At 70.4% G+C, this 23,098-nt stretch carries 23 protein-coding genes; 13 read left to right on the top strand and 10 right to left on the bottom strand.

What is annotated here, in order from left to right; genetic code table 11:
• Positions 1-40 precede the first annotated feature (40 nt).
• Complete coding sequence (locus tag ACIBCK_RS23980) at positions 41-1,213, top strand: lactate 2-monooxygenase (RefSeq protein WP_399393338.1); 1,173 nt, start codon at positions 41-43, stop codon at positions 1,211-1,213.
• A complete protein-coding gene (locus ACIBCK_RS23975; RefSeq protein ID WP_399393336.1) occupies positions 1,210-2,187 on the top strand; it encodes a 2-hydroxyacid dehydrogenase in 978 nt (325 codons plus the stop codon). The genes ACIBCK_RS23980 and ACIBCK_RS23975 overlap by 4 nt, the downstream gene beginning before the upstream one ends.
• Before the next feature lie 66 nt (positions 2,188-2,253).
• On the opposite strand, the gene ACIBCK_RS23970 is transcribed toward ACIBCK_RS23975, so the two are convergent.
• The 3 genes from ACIBCK_RS23970 to ACIBCK_RS23960 all read right to left on the bottom strand — a co-directional run bounded on the left by ACIBCK_RS23970 (position 2,254) and on the right by ACIBCK_RS23960 (position 5,339).
• The gene (locus ACIBCK_RS23970) at positions 2,254-3,036 is read right to left on the bottom strand and encodes an endonuclease I family protein (RefSeq protein ID WP_399393912.1); all 783 of its coding nucleotides are present in this window, start codon (positions 3,034-3,036) and stop codon (positions 2,254-2,256) included.
• A 212-nt stretch (positions 3,037-3,248) separates the two neighbouring features.
• Positions 3,249-4,031, bottom strand: coding sequence for a thioesterase family protein (locus ACIBCK_RS23965; RefSeq protein WP_399393334.1), 783 nt, complete (start codon positions 4,029-4,031; stop codon positions 3,249-3,251).
• Positions 4,032-4,106: 75 nt separating this feature from the next.
• Complete coding sequence (locus ACIBCK_RS23960; protein WP_399393332.1) at positions 4,107-5,339, bottom strand: acyl-CoA dehydrogenase; 1,233 nt, start codon at positions 5,337-5,339, stop codon at positions 4,107-4,109.
• Positions 5,340-5,597: 258 nt separating this feature from the next.
• Between ACIBCK_RS23960 and ACIBCK_RS23955 the strand changes: the two genes are divergently transcribed.
• Complete coding sequence (locus ACIBCK_RS23955) at positions 5,598-5,834, top strand: hypothetical protein (RefSeq protein WP_399393330.1); 237 nt, start codon at positions 5,598-5,600, stop codon at positions 5,832-5,834.
• On the opposite strand, the gene ACIBCK_RS23950 is transcribed toward ACIBCK_RS23955, so the two are convergent.
• Positions 5,831-6,289, bottom strand: coding sequence for an RrF2 family transcriptional regulator (locus ACIBCK_RS23950; RefSeq protein WP_399393328.1), 459 nt, complete (start codon positions 6,287-6,289; stop codon positions 5,831-5,833). The two genes, ACIBCK_RS23955 and ACIBCK_RS23950, sit on opposite strands and share 4 nt — an antisense overlap.
• A 462-nt stretch (positions 6,290-6,751) precedes the next feature.
• Between ACIBCK_RS23950 and ACIBCK_RS23945 the strand changes: the two genes are divergently transcribed.
• From ACIBCK_RS23945 to ACIBCK_RS23930, 4 genes are all read left to right on the top strand, one after another.
• Entirely contained in the window at positions 6,752-6,979 is a 228-nt protein-coding gene (locus tag ACIBCK_RS23945; protein ID WP_249585724.1) for a type A2 lantipeptide, read from the top strand.
• 93 nt (positions 6,980-7,072) lie between these two features.
• Positions 7,073-7,879, top strand: a complete 807-nt coding sequence (locus ACIBCK_RS23940) for an HlyD family efflux transporter periplasmic adaptor subunit (RefSeq protein ID WP_399393325.1) — start codon at positions 7,073-7,075, stop codon at positions 7,877-7,879.
• Positions 7,876-10,161: an NHLP family bacteriocin export ABC transporter peptidase/permease/ATPase subunit gene (locus tag ACIBCK_RS23935; RefSeq protein WP_399393324.1), complete on the top strand. Its 2,286-nt coding sequence runs from the start codon at positions 7,876-7,878 to the stop codon at positions 10,159-10,161. The genes ACIBCK_RS23940 and ACIBCK_RS23935 overlap by 4 nt, the downstream gene beginning before the upstream one ends.
• Position 10,162: 1 nt before the next feature.
• Complete coding sequence (locus ACIBCK_RS23930; RefSeq protein ID WP_399393322.1) at positions 10,163-13,021, top strand: NHLP bacteriocin export ABC transporter permease/ATPase subunit; 2,859 nt, start codon at positions 10,163-10,165, stop codon at positions 13,019-13,021.
• 24 nt (positions 13,022-13,045) lie between these two features.
• Here the strand turns inward: ACIBCK_RS23930 and ACIBCK_RS23925 are convergent, their stop codons facing one another.
• The 3 genes from ACIBCK_RS23925 to ACIBCK_RS23915 form a co-directional block, all read right to left on the bottom strand.
• A complete protein-coding gene (locus ACIBCK_RS23925; protein ID WP_399393320.1) occupies positions 13,046-14,227 on the bottom strand; it encodes a serine hydrolase domain-containing protein in 1,182 nt (393 codons plus the stop codon).
• 163 nt (positions 14,228-14,390) lie between these two features.
• On the bottom strand, positions 14,391-14,906 hold the full coding sequence (locus ACIBCK_RS23920) for a lytic polysaccharide monooxygenase auxiliary activity family 9 protein (protein WP_399393318.1): 516 nt from the start codon (positions 14,904-14,906) through the stop codon (positions 14,391-14,393).
• 140 nt (positions 14,907-15,046) lie between these two features.
• Entirely contained in the window at positions 15,047-15,394 is a 348-nt protein-coding gene (locus tag ACIBCK_RS23915) for a DoxX family protein (RefSeq protein ID WP_399393315.1), read from the bottom strand.
• Positions 15,395-15,664: 270 nt separating this feature from the next.
• On the opposite strand from ACIBCK_RS23915, the gene ACIBCK_RS23910 reads away from it, so the two are divergent.
• Together ACIBCK_RS23910 and ACIBCK_RS23905 are read left to right on the top strand one after the other, a co-directional pair.
• Positions 15,665-16,588 (top strand): NADP-dependent oxidoreductase, encoded by a 924-nt coding sequence (locus ACIBCK_RS23910; RefSeq protein WP_399393314.1) that lies wholly within the window; start codon positions 15,665-15,667, stop codon positions 16,586-16,588.
• A 51-nt stretch (positions 16,589-16,639) separates the two neighbouring features.
• On the top strand, positions 16,640-17,578 hold the full coding sequence (locus ACIBCK_RS23905; RefSeq protein WP_399393312.1) for an AraC family transcriptional regulator: 939 nt from the start codon (positions 16,640-16,642) through the stop codon (positions 17,576-17,578).
• A 37-nt stretch (positions 17,579-17,615) separates the two neighbouring features.
• On the opposite strand, the gene ACIBCK_RS23900 is transcribed toward ACIBCK_RS23905, so the two are convergent.
• Positions 17,616-18,368, bottom strand: coding sequence for a sulfite exporter TauE/SafE family protein (locus tag ACIBCK_RS23900; protein ID WP_399393310.1), 753 nt, complete (start codon positions 18,366-18,368; stop codon positions 17,616-17,618).
• A gap of 231 nt (positions 18,369-18,599) precedes the next feature.
• Here ACIBCK_RS23900 and ACIBCK_RS23895 point away from each other — a divergent pair, with 231 nt between their 5' ends.
• Positions 18,600-19,562 carry a LysR family transcriptional regulator gene (locus tag ACIBCK_RS23895; protein WP_399393308.1) on the top strand — a complete coding sequence of 321 codons (963 nt, stop codon included), beginning with the start codon at positions 18,600-18,602 and terminating at the stop codon, positions 19,560-19,562.
• A 63-nt stretch (positions 19,563-19,625) separates the two neighbouring features.
• Positions 19,626-20,588, top strand: a complete 963-nt coding sequence (locus ACIBCK_RS23890) for an ankyrin repeat domain-containing protein (protein WP_399393306.1) — start codon at positions 19,626-19,628, stop codon at positions 20,586-20,588.
• Between the two features lie 27 nt (positions 20,589-20,615).
• Here ACIBCK_RS23890 and ACIBCK_RS23885 read toward each other — a convergent pair whose 3' ends face one another.
• Both ACIBCK_RS23885 and ACIBCK_RS23880 read right to left on the bottom strand, forming a co-directional pair.
• Entirely contained in the window at positions 20,616-21,722 is a 1,107-nt protein-coding gene (locus ACIBCK_RS23885) for a sugar ABC transporter substrate-binding protein (protein ID WP_399393304.1), read from the bottom strand.
• Between the two features lie 181 nt (positions 21,723-21,903).
• Positions 21,904-22,245 carry a carboxylesterase family protein gene (locus tag ACIBCK_RS23880; protein ID WP_399393302.1) on the bottom strand — a complete coding sequence of 114 codons (342 nt, stop codon included), beginning with the start codon at positions 22,243-22,245 and terminating at the stop codon, positions 21,904-21,906.
• Here ACIBCK_RS23880 and ACIBCK_RS23875 point away from each other — a divergent pair.
• Entirely contained in the window at positions 22,214-22,360 is a 147-nt protein-coding gene (locus ACIBCK_RS23875) for a hypothetical protein (protein WP_399393300.1), read from the top strand. The genes ACIBCK_RS23880 and ACIBCK_RS23875 overlap by 32 nt on opposite strands.
• Positions 22,361-22,832: 472 nt before the next feature.
• Complete coding sequence (locus tag ACIBCK_RS23870) at positions 22,833-23,036, top strand: cold-shock protein (RefSeq protein ID WP_030689787.1); 204 nt, start codon at positions 22,833-22,835, stop codon at positions 23,034-23,036.
• Positions 23,037-23,098: the final 62 nt, after the last annotated feature.

The following is a 23,098-nucleotide window of genomic DNA, read 5'->3' as shown; positions in this document are numbered from 1 at the left end:
GCCCCACGCAGTCTCAAGGCCACCGGACGGGACCCACCACATGACGACGCCGAACTGGGCGGACTTCCAGTACGAGATCTACCTCAACGGCATGACGGGCGCCGTGCCGCGCCTGCCCACCGACCTGACCCGCCTGGAGGAGCTGACCGAGCAGCGGCTCGGCCCCGGCCCGGTCGGCTATGTCGCGGGAAGCGCAGGCAACGGCAGCACCGCCCGCGCCAACCGCCAGGCGCTCGAACGGCGCCGGATCGTGCCCCGCATGCTGCGCGACGTACACGAGCGCGACCTGTCCGTGGAGGTGCTCGGCCACCGGCTGCCCGCGCCGCTCGCCCTCGCACCGATCGGCGTCCTGTCGATCATGCACCCGGAGGGTGAGTCGGCCGCCGCCCGCGCGGCGGCGGCCCGTGGCGTCCCGTACATCCTGTCCTCGGCCTCCAGCACTCCCATGGAACACGTCGCCGAGGAGATGGGGGACGCGCAGCGGTGGTTCCAGCTGTACTGGGCCAAGGACCGTGACGTCACCAAGAGCTTCCTGGACCGGGCGAAGGCATCGGGCTTCACGGCGCTCGTCGTCACGCTCGACACCCCGCTCCTCGCCTGGCGCCCGCGCGACCTGGACCAGGCGTATCTGCCCTTCCTGCACGGCGTGGGCACCGCCAACTACTTCAGCGACCCGGCGTTCCGGGCCGGCCTCGCCAAGCCGGTGCACGAGGACCCGAACGCCGCCGTGATGCACTTCGTCGGCATGTTCGCCGACCCCGCGAAAACCTGGCCGGACCTGGCCTTCCTGCGCGAGAACTGGGACGGCCCGATCGTGCTCAAGGGCGTCCTGCACCCGGACGACGCACGCCGCGCCGCCGACGAGGGCATGGACGGGGTGGTGGTCTCCAACCACGGCGGCCGCCAGGTCGCGGGGTCCGTCGCGGCGGCCGACGCGCTGCCCCGAGTCGTGGAGGCGGTCGGCGACCGGCTCTCCGTCCTGTTCGACAGCGGCATCCGCACCGGCGACGACATCTTCAAGGCGCTCGCACTGGGTGCCCAGGCCGTCCTGGTGGGGCGGCCGTACGCCTATGGGCTCGGCCTCGACGGTCAGGCGGGCGTCGACCATGTGATCCGGTGCCTGCTCGCCGAACTCGACCTGACCCTCGCCCTTTCCGGGCACGCCGGGCCCGCCTCCCTCACCCGCGACGACCTGATCGAGGAGACCGCATGACCGCCGTGAAGAACGTCCTCGCCATCGTCTCGCCCCACGTGGGCGGCCGTGCCGCGGGAGGCGCACTCGCCGGGCTGCTTCCCGCGTCGGCGCATGTCACCGTCGTCGAGTCGGCCGACGAAGATCCCGCGGCCCTGCGCGACGCACACGTCATCATCACGGGCCTCGCCCCCGTCACCGCCGAACACATCGCGGCGGCACCGGAGTTGGAAGTCGTCCAATGCGCGAGCCACGGCTTCGACTACGTCGACGTGGACGCCGCCCGCGCCCGCGGAATCCTCGTCTGCTCGATCGGCTCCAGCGGCGCCGAGAAGCAGAACGTCGCCGAGCAGACCTTCGCCCTCATGCTCGCCCTCGCCAAGCAGCTGATCCCGGCGCACACCGCTCTCACCGAGGCCGACTGGGCGCTGCCGCGCCTCCAGCAGTCGATCACGGAGCTCTCGGGCAAGACGCTCGGCATCGTGGGACTCGGCCACATCGGCGAGGAAGTCGCCCGCCGTGCGGTCGCGTTCGACATGAGCGTCGTCTACGCGGGGCCGAGGCCGGCGTCAGCGGAGAAGGAGGCCGCCCTCGGCGGCGCGCGCCACGTCGAACTCGACGAACTGCTCCGCACGTCCGACTACGTCACCCTGCACGCACCGCTCACGGAGGACACCCGCCACCTCCTGGACGCCGGGCGCCTCGCCCTTCTGAAGCCGACGGCCTTCGTCATCAACACCTCGCGAGGCGCGCTCATCGACCAGGACGCCCTGGCCGACGCCCTGACGGCCGGCACGCTGGCCGGGGCGGGCATCGACGTCTTCGACCCCGAACCGCCCACGGCCGCGCTGCGTCTCCTGAAGGCTCCGAACGTGGTGCTGTCCCCGCATGTCGCGGGCGTCACCCGCGAGACACTCGTCCGCATCGGCCTCGCCGCGATCCAGAACGTCCTCGGCCATCTGGAGGGCAAGCCGCTGGGTGACGTCGTCTCCTGACGGCCTGTCAGTTGCCGGTGGTGGTGCAGCAGTCCGGAGGCCGCTGCCACCACCGGCGACCGTGATCTACCAGATCGCCCCGACCCACTCGGGGTGGTCGACGAACGGATTGCGGTTGTGCTGGAACTTGTCGTAGATGGCCTGGTTGCGGTTCTTCTCGAACGTGTCCGGCGGGTCCTCGTCGCTCCACTGCTTCAGCACGGAAAGGCGACCGATGGCGGGGGCGCTGCCGTTGTCGACCTTGTCGTTGGGCTCCAGGTCGGCGAAGCCGTCCTCGCCGTCGTAACGCACGGCCATGTAGAGGATCATGCGGGCCACGTCGCCCTTGACGGCGTCACGCGGCTCGAAGGAGTCGGAGTCGGTGTAGTTGCCGGGCGCCTCGCCGACCTCGCTGCCGCCGTTGTCGAAGTCCTTGTTGCCACGGGTGCTGTTGACCGAGACGTCCGTCGGCCGCAGGTGGTGGATGTCGGTCCCCGGGCCGGTCGCGGTGCCGAAGTCGCCGTGGGACTTGGCCCACACGTGCTCGCGGTTCCACTGGTCGGGGTCGCCGCCGTTGCTGTCCTTGCTCTGCGAGCGGCCGGTGTAGAGCAGGATCACGTTGCCGCTGTCGGCCGGGTCCTGGTCGGTGACCTTCAACGCGTCCCAGACCTGGTCGTACGAGAGCTTGGTCTGGTCGCTGATGATGGTGTGCAGGGCGCTCTTGAGCTCCGGACCGGTCTTGCCGACCGCGTCCTTGTAGTACGTGTCGTCATAGGCGGAGGCGGCCGCCGCGGGCGGAGTGGGGTCCGTGGTCGCGGCGTCGGCGGCGGCCGGGACGGTGATCCCGACAAGGACCGCGGCGGCCGTCATGGCCAGCGGTTTCCAGCGACGTATGTGAGGGACGGGCATGTGGGGGGTGTCCTCTCCCGGAAGACCCGCGCGCACCGCGCAACCCCTCAACAGGGCGTGCGGTCTACGCGAGTTGACAAGTGGGCCAACGGGAGAGTGGCACGGGTGGGCGCATCACTGTATGAACGTCGTGGGTCGAACTTGTGACGATGTCATGGACGCAACACGCGTCGTCACAGCGGGCGAACCGTGAGGATCTGCTGCGCGTGCCCGACGGGGCCGCGGACGTCGTGCAGGACGGTGCTCGTGATGCCCTGGCCGGTCGGGCCGAAGGTCACCGTGGTGTCGAGTCCCGTCCAGCCGCCTTCCGGCCTGCGGTGGAGGTGGACGGTGAGGTCGACGTTGGGGAACATCCAGGCCGTGGGCGGCTGCCGTACGGCGATGCCGTTGGCCGTGTCCACGAGCGCGATGTAGGACGCGAGGGGGCTCGCGGTCTGCCCGGCGACGAGGTCGAGGGCGGTGGAGATCCACGCGGTCGTACGGCCCGGCTGCGGGGGTGACACGGGGCGGACATCCACGGAGGCGATGTACCCGCCCGGCCACACGGAAGCCATGGGCCAGGACGCCAGCTCCTCGGGAGGGGTGAGTCTGTCGGCGCCGCCGCCCGCCACGGCACTGGTGTCGCCGGAGGCGAGGAGCCAGGCCCGTGCCCGTACCACCGGCCGGTCGGCCATGAGCACGACGGCTTCGACCAGTTCGATGGTGCGGCCGGGCCTGAGGGTCTCCACGCGGATCTCGCACTCGTCGAGGGCGAGGCGCCCGAGGATGTCGAAGCTGATCCGGGACAGGACCAGGCCGTTGTCAGGCCGGGTGGCCAGCTGCCGGTCGATGGCGTGGACGATGAGCCCGCCGAGCGGGCTGAAGTGCTGCTCGTCGGTGTCCCAGGCACCACCGGCGTGGGCGGTGGGCTTGTAACGGTGCTCGTCGATGGGCTCGTAATAACTGCCGGTGTTCAACGGGTGCTTCCCTCTCGGCCTTGCGTGCGGGACGTCGTGCTCGACCGAGATCTACCCGAAGGCCGAGGTGGACGTCTACTGAAACCCGTTGAGGTAGTGCTCCCCGATGTCGCGCAGGCGGTGGGCCGTGGAGCTGTGGGCGGTCAGGGCGCGGGCGTTGCGCCAGAACCTGTCGAGCCCGGGGTCGGCCGTGGGGGAGGGCGTGTCGGCGGTGAGTTCGAGGACGCGGGTGGTGATGTGCAGGGCGGACCGGGTGGTGACCGCTTCGGCCGCGCTCACGAGGAACGCGATGTCGGCACGCTCGTCGGCGCCGAGCGCGGGCCCCGTCTCCAGGCCCTGGGCCAACGCCTCCGTCGCGCGCTCCACCACCGCGGTCGCGCTGTGCGCGGCCGTCGCCAACTCCCCGTAGGCGAGCAGCAGATAGGGGTCCATGGGGGGCGGTCCGCAGTCCCCGCGGGTGTCGAGAGCCCCCGTCGAGGCGGGGCGCGGCAGGGCGCGGCTGATGTCCCGCGCTTCGGCGAGTGCGCCCTGCGCGTTGCCGAGGCCGACCTGGACGAGCAGGAGTCGGCGGGCCAGCGGGGCGAGCGCGGTGAACGGTGAGATCTCGTGTTCGTCCACGGACACCGTGCCGAGCACCTGGTGCGCGGCCACCGGCACATCGTCGTACGTGACGCCGCCCGCACCGCTCAGGCGCTGCCCGAGCAGATCGTGCGCCGGCTCGGCGGAGACGCCGGGATGGGCCGGGTCCACGTGGACGACCACCCACTCGCCGCTGTCCGTGCGCCGCGCCGTGTGGACGAGCCGGTCGGCCACGGCTGCCCCCGCGGTCAAGGGCCGCCTGCCGTGCAGGACATACCCGTCGGCGGCCGGGGTGAGGGCGAGTCCTGCGCTCGTCCGCGCGTCCGGCAGTTCGATGTCACCGCCCCAGAGCCACTGCTCGTGTACGGCGCGCAGTTCGAGCGCCGCGGCCTCCTCGGGCGTGCCGAAGAGACGCGGGCTCCACGACAGGGCGTGGTGGTGCGCGAGGAGTTCGGCGATGGAACTGTCCGCCGCCGCGATATCCCTGACCGCCGTACAGGCCGTGCGCCAGTCGCTGCCCCGGCCGTGCAGGCCGTCCTGGCCCGGCCGGCCGCCTTGACTCTCCTGGCCGGGCGGCGTCAGGAGTGCGGGCAGTCCCGCCTCGCGCAGCCGCGCCACCTCGTCGAGCGGAGGTTTGCCCGCACGGTCGCGCAGGTCCGCGTCGACGGCGAGGTCGTCGGCGAGCTCCCGGACGACGCGCGGCGAGGCGGTGGGGATCAGCGTTGTCACGGGGACGCCTCACAGATTCCTAGTTTTCCTACCTGATTGATAGGAATGGTGGGTGCGAACTCCCGCCGCGACAAGGGGGTGTTCAAGGGGCGGACCACTGCGTCTCGCGAGTTGGAACGGAGAAGGGGTCCCTGGGTGTCGGCCTCTCCAGCCGACGGGAGCCGACGGGAGCCGACGGGAGTCGATCTGAGCCGATCGCCCCAAGGCGCACCCGAAATTCGGTTACGTAACGACAGGCGCCACGCCTAGCATCCGACCATGCCAAGACCTGCCGGCTTCACCTATGAGCAGCACTCCGACGCCACCGTGACGATCACTCACCACGGACGCACGGCCGGCACGCTGCGCGGTGCGCGCGCCGAGAAGTTCCTCGCCGAGGTGGAGTCGGGCGACGCCCAACTGGTGATGGCGCGCTGGACCGGCGCGTACAAGCACGGCAACGAACGCATGGCTCGCAACCACCCGCGCAACCGGCGCCAGGCGCCCCGCGGCTAAGGGTTCGTCCAGGCCGCGGGATCCTCGGCGAGCGCCGTGACCGGCGTGGGGAGTCGGGCGCCCGCGACATCGGCGAGGGATACGCCCTCCAGGATCTGGCGGACGTTCGCCCGCAGCGCGATCCACAGCGGCAGCAGTGATTCCGCGGGCCCGCTGTAGGCGAGCTCCGGAGGGCGCACACCGCGCACCGACACCAAGGGGCCCTCCACGACGCGGATGACGTCCGCGATGCTGATGTCGTCGGCGGGCCGGGCCAGGCGGTAGCCGCCGTTGCCGCCGCGCTGGCTCAGGACGAGACCGCCGCGCCGCATGTCGTTGAGGATGCCCTCGAGGAACTTGTGCGGGATCTCCTGTGCGTCGGCGATGGCCTCGGCCTTCAGGGGCCCGCCTTCCTGGCACGCGGCGAGTTGTAGCGCGGCACGTACCGCGTAGTCCGCCCTGGCTGAGATCCGCATGGCCGCAATTATGACGCCCCGCGGAGTCCCGGTGGCTACCGGGCGGCCGACTCCCGCGTCCCGGCCCCGGTGTCCCCTTCGGCCACGATTCGGCACGCCTTCAATGAATCTGCACATCGAATGCGCAGCCCAGTCACGCTATTCGGCGAATACTCCACGCGAAGCCCTTGTGTATTGACCACAGAACTTTCGCTTTGGTGCGAGAGTGTCCGCTTTGGTGGAGGGAGTCCTTCCGCACGTGGGATTTCCGTCTGTGAAGCTTGTGAAGGAGCTGCTCCCGTGCCGTGAACATGCCTGCACGCAGCGGTGATTCGATGCCACGAGCGCCATCGGACGTCACGTCGTCGATTGGATGTACGAGCTGCGAACGTGCTTTGATCCTCGCCACCGCGGAATTCGCACTTCAGGTTCCGCAGTGTTGGAAACACCTTTGCACCATTCATGAGAAGGGCAGCTCACACCATGAACTACACCCCCCAGGTCGAGACCCTCGAGATTTCCGACGCCGACCTCGACAACGTCTCCGGTGGCCTCGTCGCCGGTGTCGCGGGCAACGTCACCAGCACCGTTGACTCCATCGCCCCCGTCTCGGGCGTCGTCGGCGGCGTCGTCGGCACCGTCGAGGGCGTGACCGGTCTCAACACCGGCGCCGTCACGGGCCTGGCCTCCGGCCTGACCGCTGGTCTCTGAGCTGAAGCTCACTGAGACGCCATGATTCGTGAGCCCCGGAACCATTGGTTCCGGGGCTCACGGACGCCACAGGCAAAGTAAGGGAAGCGTTCCGTGCAGTTCCGCCAACAGGCCCTGTCCAAGCTGCAGTCGCCCGAGGAACTCGACCTGCCGGTGCGTTACGCCCGACCCCAGGGCCTGCTCGTGCTCGCCGTCACCGTCGTCGTCATGGCCGCCGCGAGCGTCTGGGCCGTGACCGGCTCGGTCTCCTCCACGCTCCGCGCACCCGGCATCCTCACCCACGGCCAGGGCAGTTACGTCCTGCAGAGCCCCGTCACCGGGCAGGTGACGCGTGTCCTCGCCGAAGAGGGAAAGCGGGTCGCCGCCGGCGCCCCCGTGCTCAAGGTCCGTACGGACCAGGGCGACAAGGTCGTGCGATCCATCGCCGCCGGCCGCGTCAGCACACTGGTCGCCCGGATCGGCACCGTCGTCACCACCGGCGCGGACGTCGCGACCGTCGAGCGCGTGTCGGGCAGCGACGACCCCCTCCTCGCGATGCTCTACGTCCCGGCCGACAGCGCGGCCACCGTCCCCGTCGGTGCCTCGGTGGACCTCACGGTCCAGTCCGTGCCCACGCAGGAGTACGGCATGCTGCGAGGCCGCGTGAAGGCGATCGGCCGAACCGCGCAGAGCGAACAGAAGATCAGCGGCTTCCTCGGCGACAAAGAACTGGCCGGGCAGTTCACCAAGGACGGGCCACCCGTCGGCGTCCTCGTCTCGCTCGAACGCTCGTCGGCCACCAAATCCGGCTACTCCTGGTCGAACGCGGACGGCCCGCCCTTCGCGCTCGACTCCATGACCCTGGCCACCGGCGCCTTCCACCTCGCCGAGCAGCGCCCGATCGATTGGCTGCTTCCGTGACCGCACCGCACCCCTCCCCGGCACACCAGCAGCAACTCCCGCCCCCGGGCGGCCGCCGCCGGCACCGCCCCGAGCCCCAGCGGGGCCGCCGCCGCGCCGCAGCCCCCCGCCCCGCGTCGAAGGGCAAGCGGCAGAAGACCGTCCGTACGCCCACCGTCCTGCAGATGGAAGCCGTGGAGTGCGGAGCCGCCGCGCTCGCCATGGTCCTCGCGCACTACGGACGGCATGTCCCGCTGGAGGAGCTGCGCATCGCGTGCGGCGTGTCCCGCGACGGCTCGCGGGCCAGCAACCTCCTGAAGGCGGCGCGCAGTTACGGCCTCACGGCCAAGGGCATGCAGATGGAACCGGCCGCGCTCGCCGAGGTGAGGGCCCCCGCGATCCTCTTCTGGGAGTTCAACCACTACGTCGTGTACGACGGCATGGGCCGCCGCTTCGGCCGCCGCGGCGTGTACATCAACGACCCCGACAAGGGCCGCCGGTTCGTCCCCTCCGAGGACTTCGACACCAGCTTCACCGGCGTCGTCCTCGTCCTCGAACCGGGCGAGAACTTCCGCCCGGGAGGCCGCAAGCCCGGCGTCATGCGGGCGATGCCCGCGCGGCTGCGCGGCACCACGGGCACCATGCTCGCCGCGCTCTTCGCCAGCCTGCTGCTCGTCGCGGTCGGCGCCGCGCTGCCCGCGCTCAGCCGCACATACATCGACCTGTTCCTGATCGGTGACCAGACGTCCCTGCTCGGCGCGCTGTTCGCCTCGATGGGCGCGATGGTGGCGCTCACCGTCGTCCTCACCTGGCTGCAACAGGCGAATCTGCTGCGCGGGCGCATCATCTCCTCCACGCTGAGCAGCGCCCGCTTCCTGCGCCATCTGCTGCGCCTGCCCGTCACCTTCTACGCCCAGCGCAGCCCCGCCGACCTCGTCCAGCGCCTCGCGTCCAACGACGCGGTCGCCGAAACACTGGCCCGCGACCTCACGGCGGCGGGCGTCGACGGCATCGTCGTACTCCTCTACGCGGCCCTGCTGTGGACCTACGACCCCCAGCTCACCCTCGTCGGCGTCGGCATCGCCCTCCTGAACATCGTCGCGATGCGGATCGTCATCCGGCTGCGGGCCACCGGCACCCAGAAGCTGCGCGCCGACAGCGCCAAGCTCACCAACACCTCGTACACCGGCCTGCAGTTGATCGAGACGATGAAGGCCACCGGAGGCGAGCACGGCTTCTTCCGGCGTTGGGCGGGCCAGCACGCCACCACCCTGGAGGAGCAGCAGCGCCTCGGTGTGCCGAGCGCCTGGCTCGGCATCGTCGCGCCGACCCTCGCGACACTCAACAGCGCGCTGATCCTGTGGATCGGCGGCCTGCGCGCGGTGGAAGGGCATCTGTCGATCGGTCTGCTCGTGGCGTTCCAGGCGCTCGTCACCCGCTTCACCGCACCGATCACGCGCCTCAACGGCGTCGCGGGCCGCATCCAGGACTTCGGCGCCGACGTCGCCCGCCTCAAGGACGTCGAGAACTTCCCCGTCGACACCCTCTACTCCCGCCCGGAACCCGCCGCGAGCACCCGCCGCCTCAAGGGCCACGTCACCCTCGACGACATCACCTTCGGCTACAGCCCCCTCGACAAGCCCCTCCTGACAGGCTTCTCCCTTTCGGTCGGCCCCGGTCAGCAGGTGGCTCTGGTCGGCGGATCGGGCAGCGGCAAGTCGACCGTCTCCCGGCTGATCTCGGGGCTCTACAGCCCCTGGGAGGGCACGATCCGCATCGACGGACAGCGTCTTGAGGACATCCCGCGCGGCGCGCTCGCCGCCTCCGTCTCCTTCGTCGACCAGGACGTCTTCCTCTTCGAGGGCACCATCCGCGACAACGTCGCGCTGTGGGACCCCTCCATCCCGGACGCCGCCGTCGTCGCCGCGCTCAAGGACGCCTGCCTGTACGAGATCGTCGCCCGCAGGCCCGGCGGCATCCACGGCCGCGTCGAACAGGACGGCCGCAACTTCTCCGGCGGCCAGCGCCAGCGCCTGGAGATCGCGCGGGCCCTGGTCCGCCGCCCCAGCATCCTCGTCCTCGACGAGGTGACCAGCGCCCTGGACGCGGAGACCGAACAGGTCATCATCGACAACCTCCGCCGCCGCGGCTGCGCCTGCGTGGTCATCGCCCACCGCCTGAGCACCGTGCGCGACAGCGACGAGATCGTCGTCCTCGACCACGGCTCGGTCGTGGAACGCGGGCGCCACGAACACCTCGTCGCCGCGGGCGGACCCTACGCCGACCTGGTCAAGGAGCACTGAGGTGACCTCGGTTCCGGAGCAGTACACCTCCTATACGGGTGACTCGGTCGCCGCCGCCTTCGGCGCGCTCGGCACCCCGGCCGACTGCACGGGCCTGCGCAGCGTGCACCTCGAAGGCCCGCAGGTCCTCTGGCTCGTCGTGGCCGGGGCCCTCGACCTCTTCGCGGTCGACGCCGTGCAGCAGGGGCACTGGCACTTCCTCGGCCGCCTGGAACCGGGCACCCTGCTCCTCGGCCCCGTCGAAGGCCCCCAGCACACCCTCGTCGGACGCCCCCTCCAGGGCTGCGAGCTGCGCCGCATACCGCTGCGTGAGCTGTACCGCCCCGACTACGGCGACACCTGGGCCTACGAGCAGCAGTACCCCAGTCAGTACGACACCCAGGACCAGGCCCTGAGCCTCCTGGAGCACGCCTTCGCGCTCGGCATCGGACGCAGCCACCGGGTCCTGTTCGAGGCGCCGCTCGACGGCCGCACCATGGCCGACGACGTGGTGACCGACGACGACATCCTCTGGATGCCGGTCGCGCCGGGCAGCGTGCAGTACGGCTCCGCCTACAGCTCGGAGGCCACCGGCGATCTGCTCGTCGACGCCGCCATGTGGCAGCGCATGGTCAACCAGCAGTACCGGCTGCTCTCCACGCTCGACCGCTGGATCGAACGCCTGGAGCGGGCCCACGAGGACCGCACCGCCGCCGGCATCAAGGCGGGCGAGACGGTCCGCGAGCAGGCCGACAGGACCCTGATCGCCTCCATCGGCCGCTCCGGCAGAGGCGGCGCGCGCCGCACCGAGTCGCGCGGCGGTGACGACGCGACGTACGCGGCCTGCCGCCTGGTCGCCGACGCGGCGGGCATCACACTGTCCGGCCTTGCGGACGGCGGCGCCGTCAGCGACCGGATCGACCCGGTGGAACAGGTCGCGGTGGCCTCGCGCGTCCGCACCCGTGCCGTGCGGCTCGACGGGCGCTGGTGGCGCGAGAACACGGGCCCCCTCGTGGGACACCGCGCGGCGAGCGGGGCGCCGGTCGCGCTGCTGTGGCGGCGCGGCGGCTACGAGTCCGTGCACCCCACCTCCGGACGGCGCACGCGCATCGACAAGACCAACGCGGAGGAGTTCGAACCGCAGGCGGTCATGTTCTACCGCCCGCTGCCGGAGCGGTCGTTGACGCCGTGGCGCCTGTTCCGCTTCAGCCTGCGGGGCACCGGCGGCGACGTACGCAACCTGGCGATCGCCGGTCTGGTGACGGTGGCGATCGGCGCGCTGGTGCCGATCGCGACGGGGCAGGTGCTCGGCGTGTTCGTCCCGAACGGCGAGAAGAGCCTCATCGTCCAGGTCTCCCTGGCGGTGATGATCACGAGCATCGTCTCCGCGGCCTTCATGCTCCTGCAGAACCTCACCATCCTCCGGATGGAGGGCCGCATGGAAAGCACCCTCCAACCAGCGGTCTGGGACCGCCTGTTGAACCTCCCCACCCGCTTCTTCGCCTCACGCTCGACGGGTGAGCTGGCGAGCGCCGCGATGGGTGTCAGCGCGATACGCCGAGTGCTTTCGGGCATCGGCCCGGTCGCGCTGCAGGCGGGCACGATCGGCGCGATGAACCTGGTCCTGCTGCTGCTCTACAGCGTCCCGCTGGCGCTCGCCGCGCTGGGGATGCTGGTGGTGATCGCGGCGGTGTTCCTGACCCTGGGCCTGTGGGAACTGCGCTGGCAGCGCCGCCTGGTGGAGCTCTCCAACAAGCTCAACAACCAGGCGTTCCAGACACTGCGCGGCCTGCCCAAACTCCGTGTCGCCGGGGCGGAGAGCTTCGCGTACGCGGCGTGGGCGGGGGAGTTCGCGCGCAGCCGGGAACTCCAGCAGCGCGCAGGCCGCATCAAGAACGTCACGACGGTCCTCAACTCGGTCTACCTCCCCCTCTGCACGCTCATCATGTTCATCCTCCTGGCCGGCCCGGCCCGCGGCAGCCTCACGGCGGGGGAGTTCCTCACCTTCAGCACGGCGGTGACGATGCTCCTCACCTCCGTCACCCAGCTGACCGGCGCCCTGATCTCGGCGGCCGCCGTCCTCCCCATGTTCGAGCAGATCAAGCCGGTCCTCGACGAAGCCCCGGAGGTACGGGGCGCGAGCACGCAGCCGGGTGAGCTGCAGGGCGAGATCGAGGCCCGCGGGGTGTCCTTCCGCTACACGGACGACGGCCCCCTGGTCCTGGACGACGTGACCCTGTCCATCTGCCCCGGCGAGTTCGTCGCGGTCGTCGGCCCCAGCGGCTGCGGCAAGTCGACGCTGCTCCGCCTCCTCATCGGCTTCGACAAGCCGGTCGCGGGCAGCGTCCTCTACGACGGCCAGGACCTCTCCGCCCTCGACCAGGCCGCCGTCCGCCGTCAGTGCGGCGTCGTCCTGCAGAACGCGCAGCCGCTCACGGGATCGATCCTGGACTGCATCTGCGGCGCCGAGACGTTCACGCAGGAGGAGGCGTGGGAGGCCGCGGAGATGGCGGGCCTCGCCGAGGACATCAAACGCATGCCGATGGGCCTGCACACGATGATCTCCGGCGGCGGAGCGGTCTCCGGTGGCCAGCGCCAGCGCCTGATGATCGCCCAGGCACTGATCCGCCGCCCCCGGGTCCTGTTCTTCGACGAGGCGACCAGCGCCCTGGACAACGAGACGCAACGCACGGTCATCGACAGCACCCGAGCCCTGAACGCCACCCGCGTCGTCATCGCCCACCGCCTCTCCACGGTCCTGGACGCGGACCGCGTCATCGTCATGTCAGAGGGCCGCGTGGTCCAACAGGGGCCACCGGCACAGCTGTTGGCGGACACGGGCGGACGACTGCACGAGCTGGTGCGGCGGCAGATGCAGTGAGGTGCGCGGGGACACCCTCCGTGCTCAGTCGTCGGGGCCGGCCGCGTATCGCCAGAAGTCCCGCATCAGTTCGGGGAAGCTGGGCCCGCCCATCTGCAGCTGGCTGAACATGAGGGTGACCGCGCCGGTGGAGGGCGTGATGTGCGCCGTCGTGCCCGTGCCGCCCACCCAGCCGTAGCGTCCCGGCACAGTCCAGGGCTCGACGGCCTCGACGTCCACCGAGCCGCCGAAGCCCCAGCCCATTCCTTCGAGGAACAGACCGGCGGACTTCCGCTCGGGTTCGGTGAGTTGATTGGTCGTCATCCGCCGCACGGAGTCCGGTGCGAGAAGCCGGCGCCCGCCCGCCGCGCCCTCGGCCAGCAGCATCCGCCCGAAGGCCAGCCAGTCGTCGACCGTCGACACGAGACCGCCGGCGCCGGAGGGGAACGGAGGCAGGGTGCTCCACTGCCCGTCGGGTGTGTCGAGCAGTTCGAGGCCGCTGCCGGGGTCGCGTTCGGGTCCTGCCTCGGGCCCCGCCGCGTAGTAGCTGGTGAACCGGCCGAGTTTGCCCGGCGGCACCGAGAACGCGGTGTCGGCCATCCCCAGCGGCTCGAACAGCCGCTCAGCGAGGAACTCGGGCAGCGGCAGCCCCGTGACCCGGGAGATCAGTACGCCCTGGAGGTCGGAACTGAGGTTGTACAGCCAGCCGTCGCCGGGCTGGTGCAGGAGCGGGATCCGGGACAGCGCCGCCATCCACTCGTCCGGCGCGGGAACGGCCTGCGGCTGCGGCGGCCCCTGCTTCAACTCGCTGAAGAGCGGCGCGAGCGCGGGCAGTGAGAAGTCGGACGGGAATCCGTATCCGCTACGGGATGCGAGCAGATGGAAGACGGTGATGGGCCGGACCGCCGGGACCACGTCGTCCACCGGCGAGCTCGGCGTGCGGACGACGCTCGGCGAGGCAAGCTCAGGGAGCCACTCGCCGACCGGGTCGTCCAGCGCGATGCGGCCCTCCTCGACCAGCATCATGACGGCCGCGGCGACGATGGGTTTGGTCAGCGACGCGATACGGAAGATCGAGTCCCTGGCCATCGGGGCGGTGCCCTCGACGTCGACGGACCCGACGGCCGCGACCTCCTCGCTCCCGTCAGCGCGGGCCACCAGGCCCACCGCTCCCGCCACGGAGCTGTTGCTGATGTGCGTCTCCAGAGTTTTTCGCAGATCGGCCATGCGTCCACCATCTCAGGCCGGACCCGATCCGCAGCGCTTTTCGTGCGCTCCCGGCCGCCGGGCGTATACGCCAAAGCCCGGCCGGCCGGGCCGTCGGCGTGATGAGGCCGAGGCCCGGCAGACCGGGTGGGGTGGTGTGGGGGAACCACCCGCCAGGGGAGTATCAGCCCCCGATGTTCACATCGATACAGGCGTAGAAGGCGTTGGCGGTGTCGGCGATGTTCCACACCGCGAGGACCTTCTGCTTGCCGCTGAGCCCGCCGAAGTCGACCTTGTGCGTGACGGTCTCGCCCGGCTGGGCGCCTCCGTCGTCGACCTCAGCGATCTTGTTGCCGCCGACGAAGTACTGCCAGGTGCTGGTGCTGTGACGTGCCGTCAGCTTCCAGCTGAACTCCTGTGACTGGCCGACGTCGGTGACCTTCCAGCCCTTGCTGTCGTCGTCGAGATCGGCGAACCGTGCGTTGCCGCCGCTGCACGTCGTCTGCCCCTTGGGACCCTCGACGCTCTGCGGCTCATTGGTGATCTCTCCGCAGGACACGGTGCCTGCCGCGCACTGCGCCTGACGGCTCGGGGGTGAGGAGACATAGCCGTGCGCACTGGCCGGGGTGACGGAGGCCAGGACGAGCACGGGCGCGCATGCCGCGCCCAGAGCGGCTGCCAGCTTCTGCTTCTTGTTCATCTCTGTTCCCTCTGAGTGGGGGGAGGAGGGGCGAGAGACAACCGGGCGCCTCGGTCGACTCATTGGCCTAGACCATACTGCTTGTCAGGGCTCAGTCAACCCTTCAAGTACTTCCAGTGGTACGGAAGTTGTCGCTGGGGCTATGCGGCGAAGCCCAGAGCCAGGGCGCCGACCACCGGCGCCGCGTACAGCAGGGGGAAGGGAATGTGCGCGTACCAACGGGCCCGGACCACGGTGACGACGGCGCCGGCGAAGTACAGCGCCAGGCCGATTCCTGCCGCGACCCCGACGGCCGGCACGAGCAGTCCGACCAGCAGGCCCACGGCCCCCGCGGCCTTGGCCGCGCCGAGCCACGGCAGCCACGAGAAGGGGACGCCGTAGTCGGCCATGGGCTCCACGACCCACTTGGCGCGAAGGAAGACGGAGACGGCCGAGAAGCCCACCATGACGGCGGCCAGAACAGTGACGACAACGTAGGCGGTGGACATCAGGAGTGCTCCCATCGGGCGGGTGACCGACCGGACTTGCTCCGGCCGGACATCTTGAGTGCTTCACTGCTCTGACAAGCCGCGAGGCAGGAATGTGACCGATGGGCGCGACGTGATGTGTGACCTGGGGCACACATCGCCGAGGGTGCCGTCGAGCGAGACGTTGGGACATGTAGGCGAGACAGAAGGCCATTCTGCGGCTCATTCGATCTCCCTAGGGTGGAGACATCAACCGGACGAACCACGGCCGGACGAACCCAGGAGAGTCACGTGCGCGCAGTGATCCAGAAGTCCTTCGGCGGTCCCGAGGTCCTCGAGGTCGTGGAAACCGAACGGCCCAAGCCGCTGGCCGGCGAGGTCCTCGTCAAGGTCCACGCCAGCGCCGTCAACCCGGCCGACGCAGCCGTCAGGTCCGGTGCCTTCCCGCTGCTCGGCGAGCCGCCGTTCGGAGTCGGCTGGGACATCTCCGGCGTCGTCGAGGAAGCGGGCCTCGGCGCCACGTTCACGGTGGGCGACGAGGTGTACGGGATGCCGCTCTTCCCCCGGGCCGCCACCGGATACGCCGAGTACGTCGCCGCCCCGTCCCGCCAACTGGCCCGCAAGCCCGCCTCGCTCGACCACGTACAGGCCGCGGCCGTCCCGCTCGCGGCGCTCACCGCCTGGCAGGGCCTGGTGCGGGCGGCGGACATCAAGGAGGGCGACCGGGTACTGATCCAGCGGGCGGCCGGTGGCGTCGGCCACTTCGCCGTGCAGATCGCGAAGACGCGGGGCGCCCATGTGATCGCCATCGCGAGCGCGGGCCGACACGAGTTCCTGCGCGGCCTCGGCGCCGACGAGATCATCGACTACCGGACCACCGACTTCACCGAGGCTGTCAAGGACGTGGACGTGTTCCTCGACTCCACCGCCCAGGGTGATCTGTCGCTCGGCGTGGTGCGCCCCGGCGGCGTACTCGTCAGCATCCTGGAACACGGCGACCGCGAGCTCGCCACCCGCGTCGAGGCTGCCGGACGGCGCTTCGCCGGTGTCCTGGTCGAACCGGACTCAGAGGGGCTCGAAGCGCTCGCCGAGCTGATCGACGCGGGCCGGATCCGTCCCCACGTAGAGGCGACGTTCCCGCTCGCGGAGGCAGGCAAGGCGCATGAGCTGATCGCCGCGGGACACGTACAGGGCAAGATTGTCCTGACGGTCTGAACAGGACGACCGCGCGACGGGCGGCATGCGGCACCAGGAAGGCGAGTCCGGATGGACATCCTCACCGAGGCGCTCGCCTCGATGCGCACCGGGCACCCGGCATCCGTACGTACCAACGGCCGCGCTCCGTGGGGCCTGCGGCTGCCGACCGTCGAGGGCGCGGGATTCCATGTGGTGCTGCACGGGACCTGCTGGCTGGTCCCTCTGCCCGACGTGCCGCCGCACCTGGAGCCGATTCCGCTGAATCCCGGTGACGTGATCTTCCTGCATGGCGGGCGGAGCCACATCCTCGCCGACCACCCCTCCACCCCCGCCGAGGACTGCAGTACCGAGCAGTTCCAAGGAAGTTCACCGATCGGCTCGATCACCCTAGGCGGCGAGGGCGCCGAGACCAGCCTGCTGTGCGGCAGCTACCACCTGGACCAGGGGAGACCGCACCCCCTGATGCGCCAGCTCCCCGAGGTGATCCATCTGCCGACGCGGCACGGCCGCCACCCGGAGCTGAGCGCCGCCGTCCAACTCCTCGGCTCCGAGCTGGAGAATCCGCGCATCGGCTCGGACGGCATCGTGCCCACCCTGATCGACTCGCTGCTCCTCTACATCCTGCGGGCCTGGCTGGACGATCAGCCCCCGGGCGCCGCGCACGGCTGGGCCGCGGCCCTGGGCGACGCGGCGGTCGCGCCCGCACTGACGGCCATGCACGACGATCCCGCGGCCTCGTGGACGGTCGAGTCCCTCGCGGCACATGCAGGTCTGTCCCGCGCCGCGTTCGCCCGGCGGTTCGCCGCACTGGTCGGCGAGCCGCCGATGGCGTACCTGACCCGCTGGCGCATGACGACCGCGGCCCGCGTGCTGCGGGAATCCGACGCCCCCCTGACGACGGTCGCCACCCGCACCGGATACGGCTCGGAGTTCGCCTTCGCCAAGGCTTTCAAACGTGAGTACGGCCTGGCGCCGGGTGCTTACCGGCGTCAGAGCAGGGCGGCCTAGGCAGTCGGCGAAGGTGTCCGCGCGGCGAGGCCCGCGCTCATACCGCCACAGCGACGGCCGCCGTCACACCGACGACGACAATGACCCCGCGCAGCACGGCCGGTGAGAGGCGGCGGCCCACCCGCGCGCCGATGAGACCGCCCACGGTCGCGCCGAGGGCGATCACGCCGGCCACCGTCCAGTCGACGCTCGTGACCGCGATGAAGATGACCGCGGCGACGCCGTTCACGATGGACGCGAGGACGTTCTTCACGGCGTTCAGGCGCTGCAGGTCATCGCGGAGGAACGACCCGAACAGGCCCATGAGCAGCACCCCTTGGGCCGCTCCGAAGTAGCCGCCGTAGACCCCGGTGACCATGACACCGGCCCACAGCGGGACACCGCCGTCCGCACGGCCGCGGCCTTCGCGCCCCGCGAGCCACTTCTGGAGGCGGGGCTGCAGCAGCACCAGCGCGCAGGCCAGCAGGATCAGCACCGGCACCGCGGAGCGGAACGTGTCGGCGGACAGCTTCAGCAGAAGCACGGCTCCCACCACACCGCCCAGGAGCGCGGCGAGCCCGAGCCTGACCAGGCGGCGCCGCTGGCCCTTGAGCTCGGCGCGATATCCGTACGCCGCGCTGAGCACCCCGGGGACGAGGCCGACGGTGTTGGAGACGTTGGCGAGGACGGGCGGGTACCCGAAGGCGAGCAGCGTGGGGAAGGTGATCAGAGTGCCTGAGCCGACCACGGCGTTGATGCCGCCCGCCGCGACGGCCGCCGCCGCTATGGCCACTGCCTCGAGTGCTTGCATGGATCGCCCTTCCCGGGACGGTCGGCGTACCCGGAGTGCGGGCAGCCCGGGACGGTCAATTCTGGTGCGGAGCCGGCGGGTCGGCACCCGGCCCGGTCCGCACGTCCTCCGGATGACGTACGGGCCGGGCCAGGTTGCCGCCCTGGGCCCGGAAAGATCGTCCCGCTAGCCCAACACCCAAGTCAATCCTCGGATTTCCTTGCAGACCCCAAAGCTGTAGCTTCACTCCCCATGACTCTCGACGACCTGCGCGTCTTCGTCGCCGTATGCCGGACGGGCAGCCTCAGCGCCGTCGCCCGCGACCTCGCCTGTACGCAGCCCGCGGTCAGCCAGCACATCAGGCGCCTGGAACGGGAGCTGGGACTCAGCCTGCTCGAACGCCACCCGCGCGGCGTCGCCCCCACACCGGCCGGACAGCTCCTGCACCATGCGGCAGCAGGCGGCCTGGGCGACATCGACCACGCCCTGCGCCGGCTGAGGGACCTGGTGCACGGCGAGGGCGGCTCGGTGCGGATCACCACCGGGGCCACGACGGTGCGGCACTTCATGTCCGACGCGATCGTGGCCTTCCGCCGGCGCCATCCGCAGGTGAGCCTCGAATTCGAGACCGCGCACTCCAGCCGCAGCTGCTTCGAGGCCCTCATCGCGGGCGGCCTCGACCTGGCCTGGATCACTCTCGGCACTCCGGTGAAGGGCATCGAGCAGCGTCCCGTCATCGAACTGCCCTGGGTGCTCGCCGTTCACCGGGACGATCCCCTCGCCGCCAAGTCGCTGATCACCACCGCCGATCTGGCCGGCATCCAGCTCATCGGCCTCCCGGAGAGCACGACTTCCCGCGCGCGCCTGGACGCCTGGTTCACCGAGCGCGGCATCAGCCCGGCCTCCGACACCAGCGTCGCCGACTGGGACACCGCCCTGCTGCTCGCCGAACTCGGCCTCGGCCACGCGATCGTCCCTGACCTGCCGGGCTGGCGCGGCCCCGGCCACCCCGACCTGCGCCTGATCCCCGTCCCGGACCTGCCCACCCTGTGGACCGGCTGGGCGGTGCGCCGCTGGGACGCGCTGTCCCCCTTGGCCAAGGCCTTCGCCGAAACGGTCAGCGACAACTGCCCGGGTGCGCGCATTCCCCGGCAGCCGTCGGGGGAGTCGGAGGAGTTGGAGCAGCCGTACGGGATTGTCAGTGGCCGTGAGTAGCGTTCAGTGAGTGACCGACTACGACACGGCCGGATGCCGCGGTCACCACGAGGGGGGAGTGTCATGTCTGTTGCCGAGGGCGAAGGCTGGGCGGGTCTCGGCTGGGACGGCTGGCGGGACCACGCGTTGGTGCGTGATCGGCTGGAGCGCGGGGCCGACCCGAATGTGTGGGGCGGGGGCCGGCCGCTGCATCGGGCGGCCGTGGCCGGCTCACCCGAGGTGGTCGCCGAGCTGGCCCGCCGTGTCGATGACGTCGACGCGGAGGAAGAGGGCGGCACCGCGCTGTGGGCCGCGGTCCTTGCCGACCGCGCGGACAACGCCCGGGTGCTGGCCGCAGCCGGGGCCGATCCGTGGCGGCCCGCGCTGGGCGGCTGGTCCCCCGGGCGGCTCAGCCTGGCGGGGCCGACCCCCGACCTCTTCATGGTTCCGTCCGGCGAGCGCGGCCTGACCCCGGCGGAGTCCGCCGCCGCGACGGAGGCCAGACGGCTGACCGCGGCCCTGGGCGACCTCGACCACGATGGCACCGGCCTGGCGTGCGTGGCCGGGATCGACGCGACCGAAGCCGCACGCCGACTGGGGGCGGAGCCGTACGAGGATCCGGAGCTCGACTCCCTCATGGAGGATTCCGTGTCGTACGACACGGACGAGTCCCTGCAGATCATCGGCGCCACCGATGTACCGGGCGGCTGTGTCATCACCCAGCCCTGGGGCTACGCACCACAGATGCCCGGGGTGCTGACCCTGCTCTCCGCGGGCACCGTCTGCTACGGCCTCTATGCCAACCCCAAGAGCGGCAACCAAGGCAGCATCGCGCGCGACGGCGTCATGGAAGGCTCGGACCTCCACCCGGGGGGCGGCCCCGACGAGGACGACTCATCGCAGGAGGTCCTCGCCGCCTACCTCTACCACCACAACGCCGTCGCCTACTCCTGCGCCTTCGTGGGCCTGCGACCGACCGACGCCCGCGCCGTCACGGGCCCGCCCGACCTCTGGCTCAAGCTGCCCCGGCGCGGCTACTGGCACTGATGAACGGCCGACCGGCCCCGCACCGGGCTAGCCCTTGAGACCGACCGTCGCGCACGCCGCCTTGAACTCGGCCGTGCAGATCTCCTTGGTCTCGTAGATGCCGTCCTCGATGACCGTGGACTTGATGGTGTCCCGCGTCAGGGGGCGGACCGAGATCAGGAGGGAGGGGATGTTCTTCGTGGTGGCGTTCTCCGACCGGTCCCCGGCCAGGGCGTCGTACTCGACCATGCGGCCCTGGGCGATTCGGACCGCCATCTGCGCGGCCCCGACGGCCTCTTCGGGATATGGCTTGTAGACGCTCATGTACTGCTCGCCCGTGACGATGCGCTGCACGGCCGACAGCTCCGCGTCCTGGCCGGTGACCGGCGGCAGGTCGGTCATCCCCGCGGCCTTGAGGGCCTTGATGGCACCGGCCGCCATGCCGTCGTTGGCGGAGTAGACAGCGGCGATGTCGTCCTTGCCGATGGCGGTGATCGCATCGGTCATATGGGCGCCGGCCGTCTGCGGTTTCCAGCCATCGGTGTCGTACGACTTGGCGATGTCCACCTGGTTCTGGAGCTGCGAGAGCGCGCCTTCCTTGAAGACGGCCGCGTTCGGGTCGGTGGGCGCGCCGTTGATCATGACGATCTTGCTGTTCTTACGGTTGCTGCCGAGCGCCTTCAGGATCGCCTGGCCCTGGACCTGGCCGACCAGTTCGTTGTCGAAGGCCACGTAGCCGGATACGGGTCCCTCGGCGAGGCGGTCGTAGGCGATGACGGGAATGTCCGCTTCCTTCGCCTTCTTGACCGCCGGGCCGAGCTTCTTCGCGTCCACCGCGCTCACCAGGATCGTGTCGACCTTGTCGGCGACCATCTGGTCGAGCTGGGCGTTCTGCTTGGCGGCGTCGCCCTTGGCGTTGGCGTAGACGAGCTTGCCCTTGCCGTTGGTGAGCTTCTCGACCTGCTTCTTGATGATGGGGTGGTCGAACTTCTCGTAGCGAGCCGTCTCCGCCTCGGGCAGGAGCAGGCCGACGGTGACCGCGTCACCCTTCCTCTCGGCCTGCGCCTTGTCGTCGTCCGATCCCAGCAGGCTGCCGCATGCGGCGAGCGAGAGTGCCAAGGCGCTCACAGAGACGGCGACGGTGGCTGCACGCATACGGGTTTTCATTCGCCCACTTCCTCGATCGGACCGCTTCGTTGTGATCCGAGATGGCTGAAAGCCAACCCCGGAGCGTTCCCGCCGTCAAGGAGTCAATGCATAACGAGATTGCAATGGAATGTGTGTTTCAGTTTTGAACTGTCCCGTATTTACACGTGACAACGGCGGAGCCCGATATCTACGGTGAGGGGCGCCGCGCAGGGCCCCCGGCCCAGGCCCCGGGCCGCCGCACCTCCAGCGGTGAGATCTGCCCGCCCCTCGACAGCCACCAGTTGGTCGTACAGACCGAGGTTGCCCTCGCTGAGTCGAGGCAGAGGTATCCGAGCGCGCCGAGACGGTAGTTGACGCCGACGACCACCACATCGCCCTGGGCGGCGAGGGCGCCGCCGTCGTACCAGTCCAGCAGCCCGGCTCCGCTGCTGAACCCGGCCCTGCGCTGGGTCGCCGCGCGCATCGCCGCGTACGGGGGAGACCCCGCCAACGTCACGATGGCGGGCCAGTCGGCCGGCGCACTGCCCATCCGCCTCCTCCTGGACATGCCGGAGGCCAAGGGACTCTTCCGTCGCGCGATCCTGCAGAGCGCCCCGCTCGTGCTCGCGGCACGCCCCCGCGCGAGGCCGCCCTGGCCAACCTGAGCCGGTCCGGCAGTACGGGCGCGTGCGGCACGGGCGGGCGCCCCGGTCCATGCGTACCGCCTCGACTGGCGTCCGGCCGGATCGGCGTTCGGTGCGACCCACTGCCTCGAACTCCCCCTCCTCTTCGGTTCGAGCGCCCCTGCGTCAGGGGCAGTGCCGGGATAGCCGACGGCCGCACGTGAAAGGAGACCAGGACCCCAGAGGCCCGGAAACCTCCGCATTGTGGGGTGGGCCGAGGGCCAGTCGGGCGAAATAAGTAGTGCTCGCCCGTGCCGCGAGGCCCATCTCGTGCTACTGTTGATCGTAGTTGCAGTTGTGGTTCCCATAAGACTTCAAGTGCCTTTGGTGGATCTATTCCGCCGGGCACTTTTGTATTTCCGGGAGAAGTTTTCCCGGACGGGGCAATCAACGTGGCGACGCCGGGGTTCGCACAGTGCGGGTCCCGGAGCTTGCCCCGAAGGAGATATTTAGTATGGCTACTGGCACCGTGAAGTGGTTCAACTCGGAAAAGGGCTTCGGCTTCATCGAGCAGGAGGGTGGCGGCCCGGACGTCTTCGCCCACTACTCGAACATCGCCACCCAGGGCTTCCGTGAGCTTCAGGAAGGCCAGAAGGTGAGCTTCGATGTCACTCAGGGCCAGAAGGGCCCGCAGGCGGAGAACATCGTTCCTGCCTGACGCTGAAGCGTAAGACGACGCTGGTGCCCGCGCCTCAAGGCGCGGGCACCAGCTCGTTGCTG

Origin of the sequence: Streptomyces sp. NPDC051218 (assembly GCF_044455475.1) — a bacterium.
GTDB lineage: Bacteria > Actinomycetota > Actinomycetes > Streptomycetales > Streptomycetaceae > Streptomyces.
The sequence above is the reverse complement of the archived record's forward strand: the minus strand, read 5'-3'. Positions and strand labels throughout refer to the sequence as shown.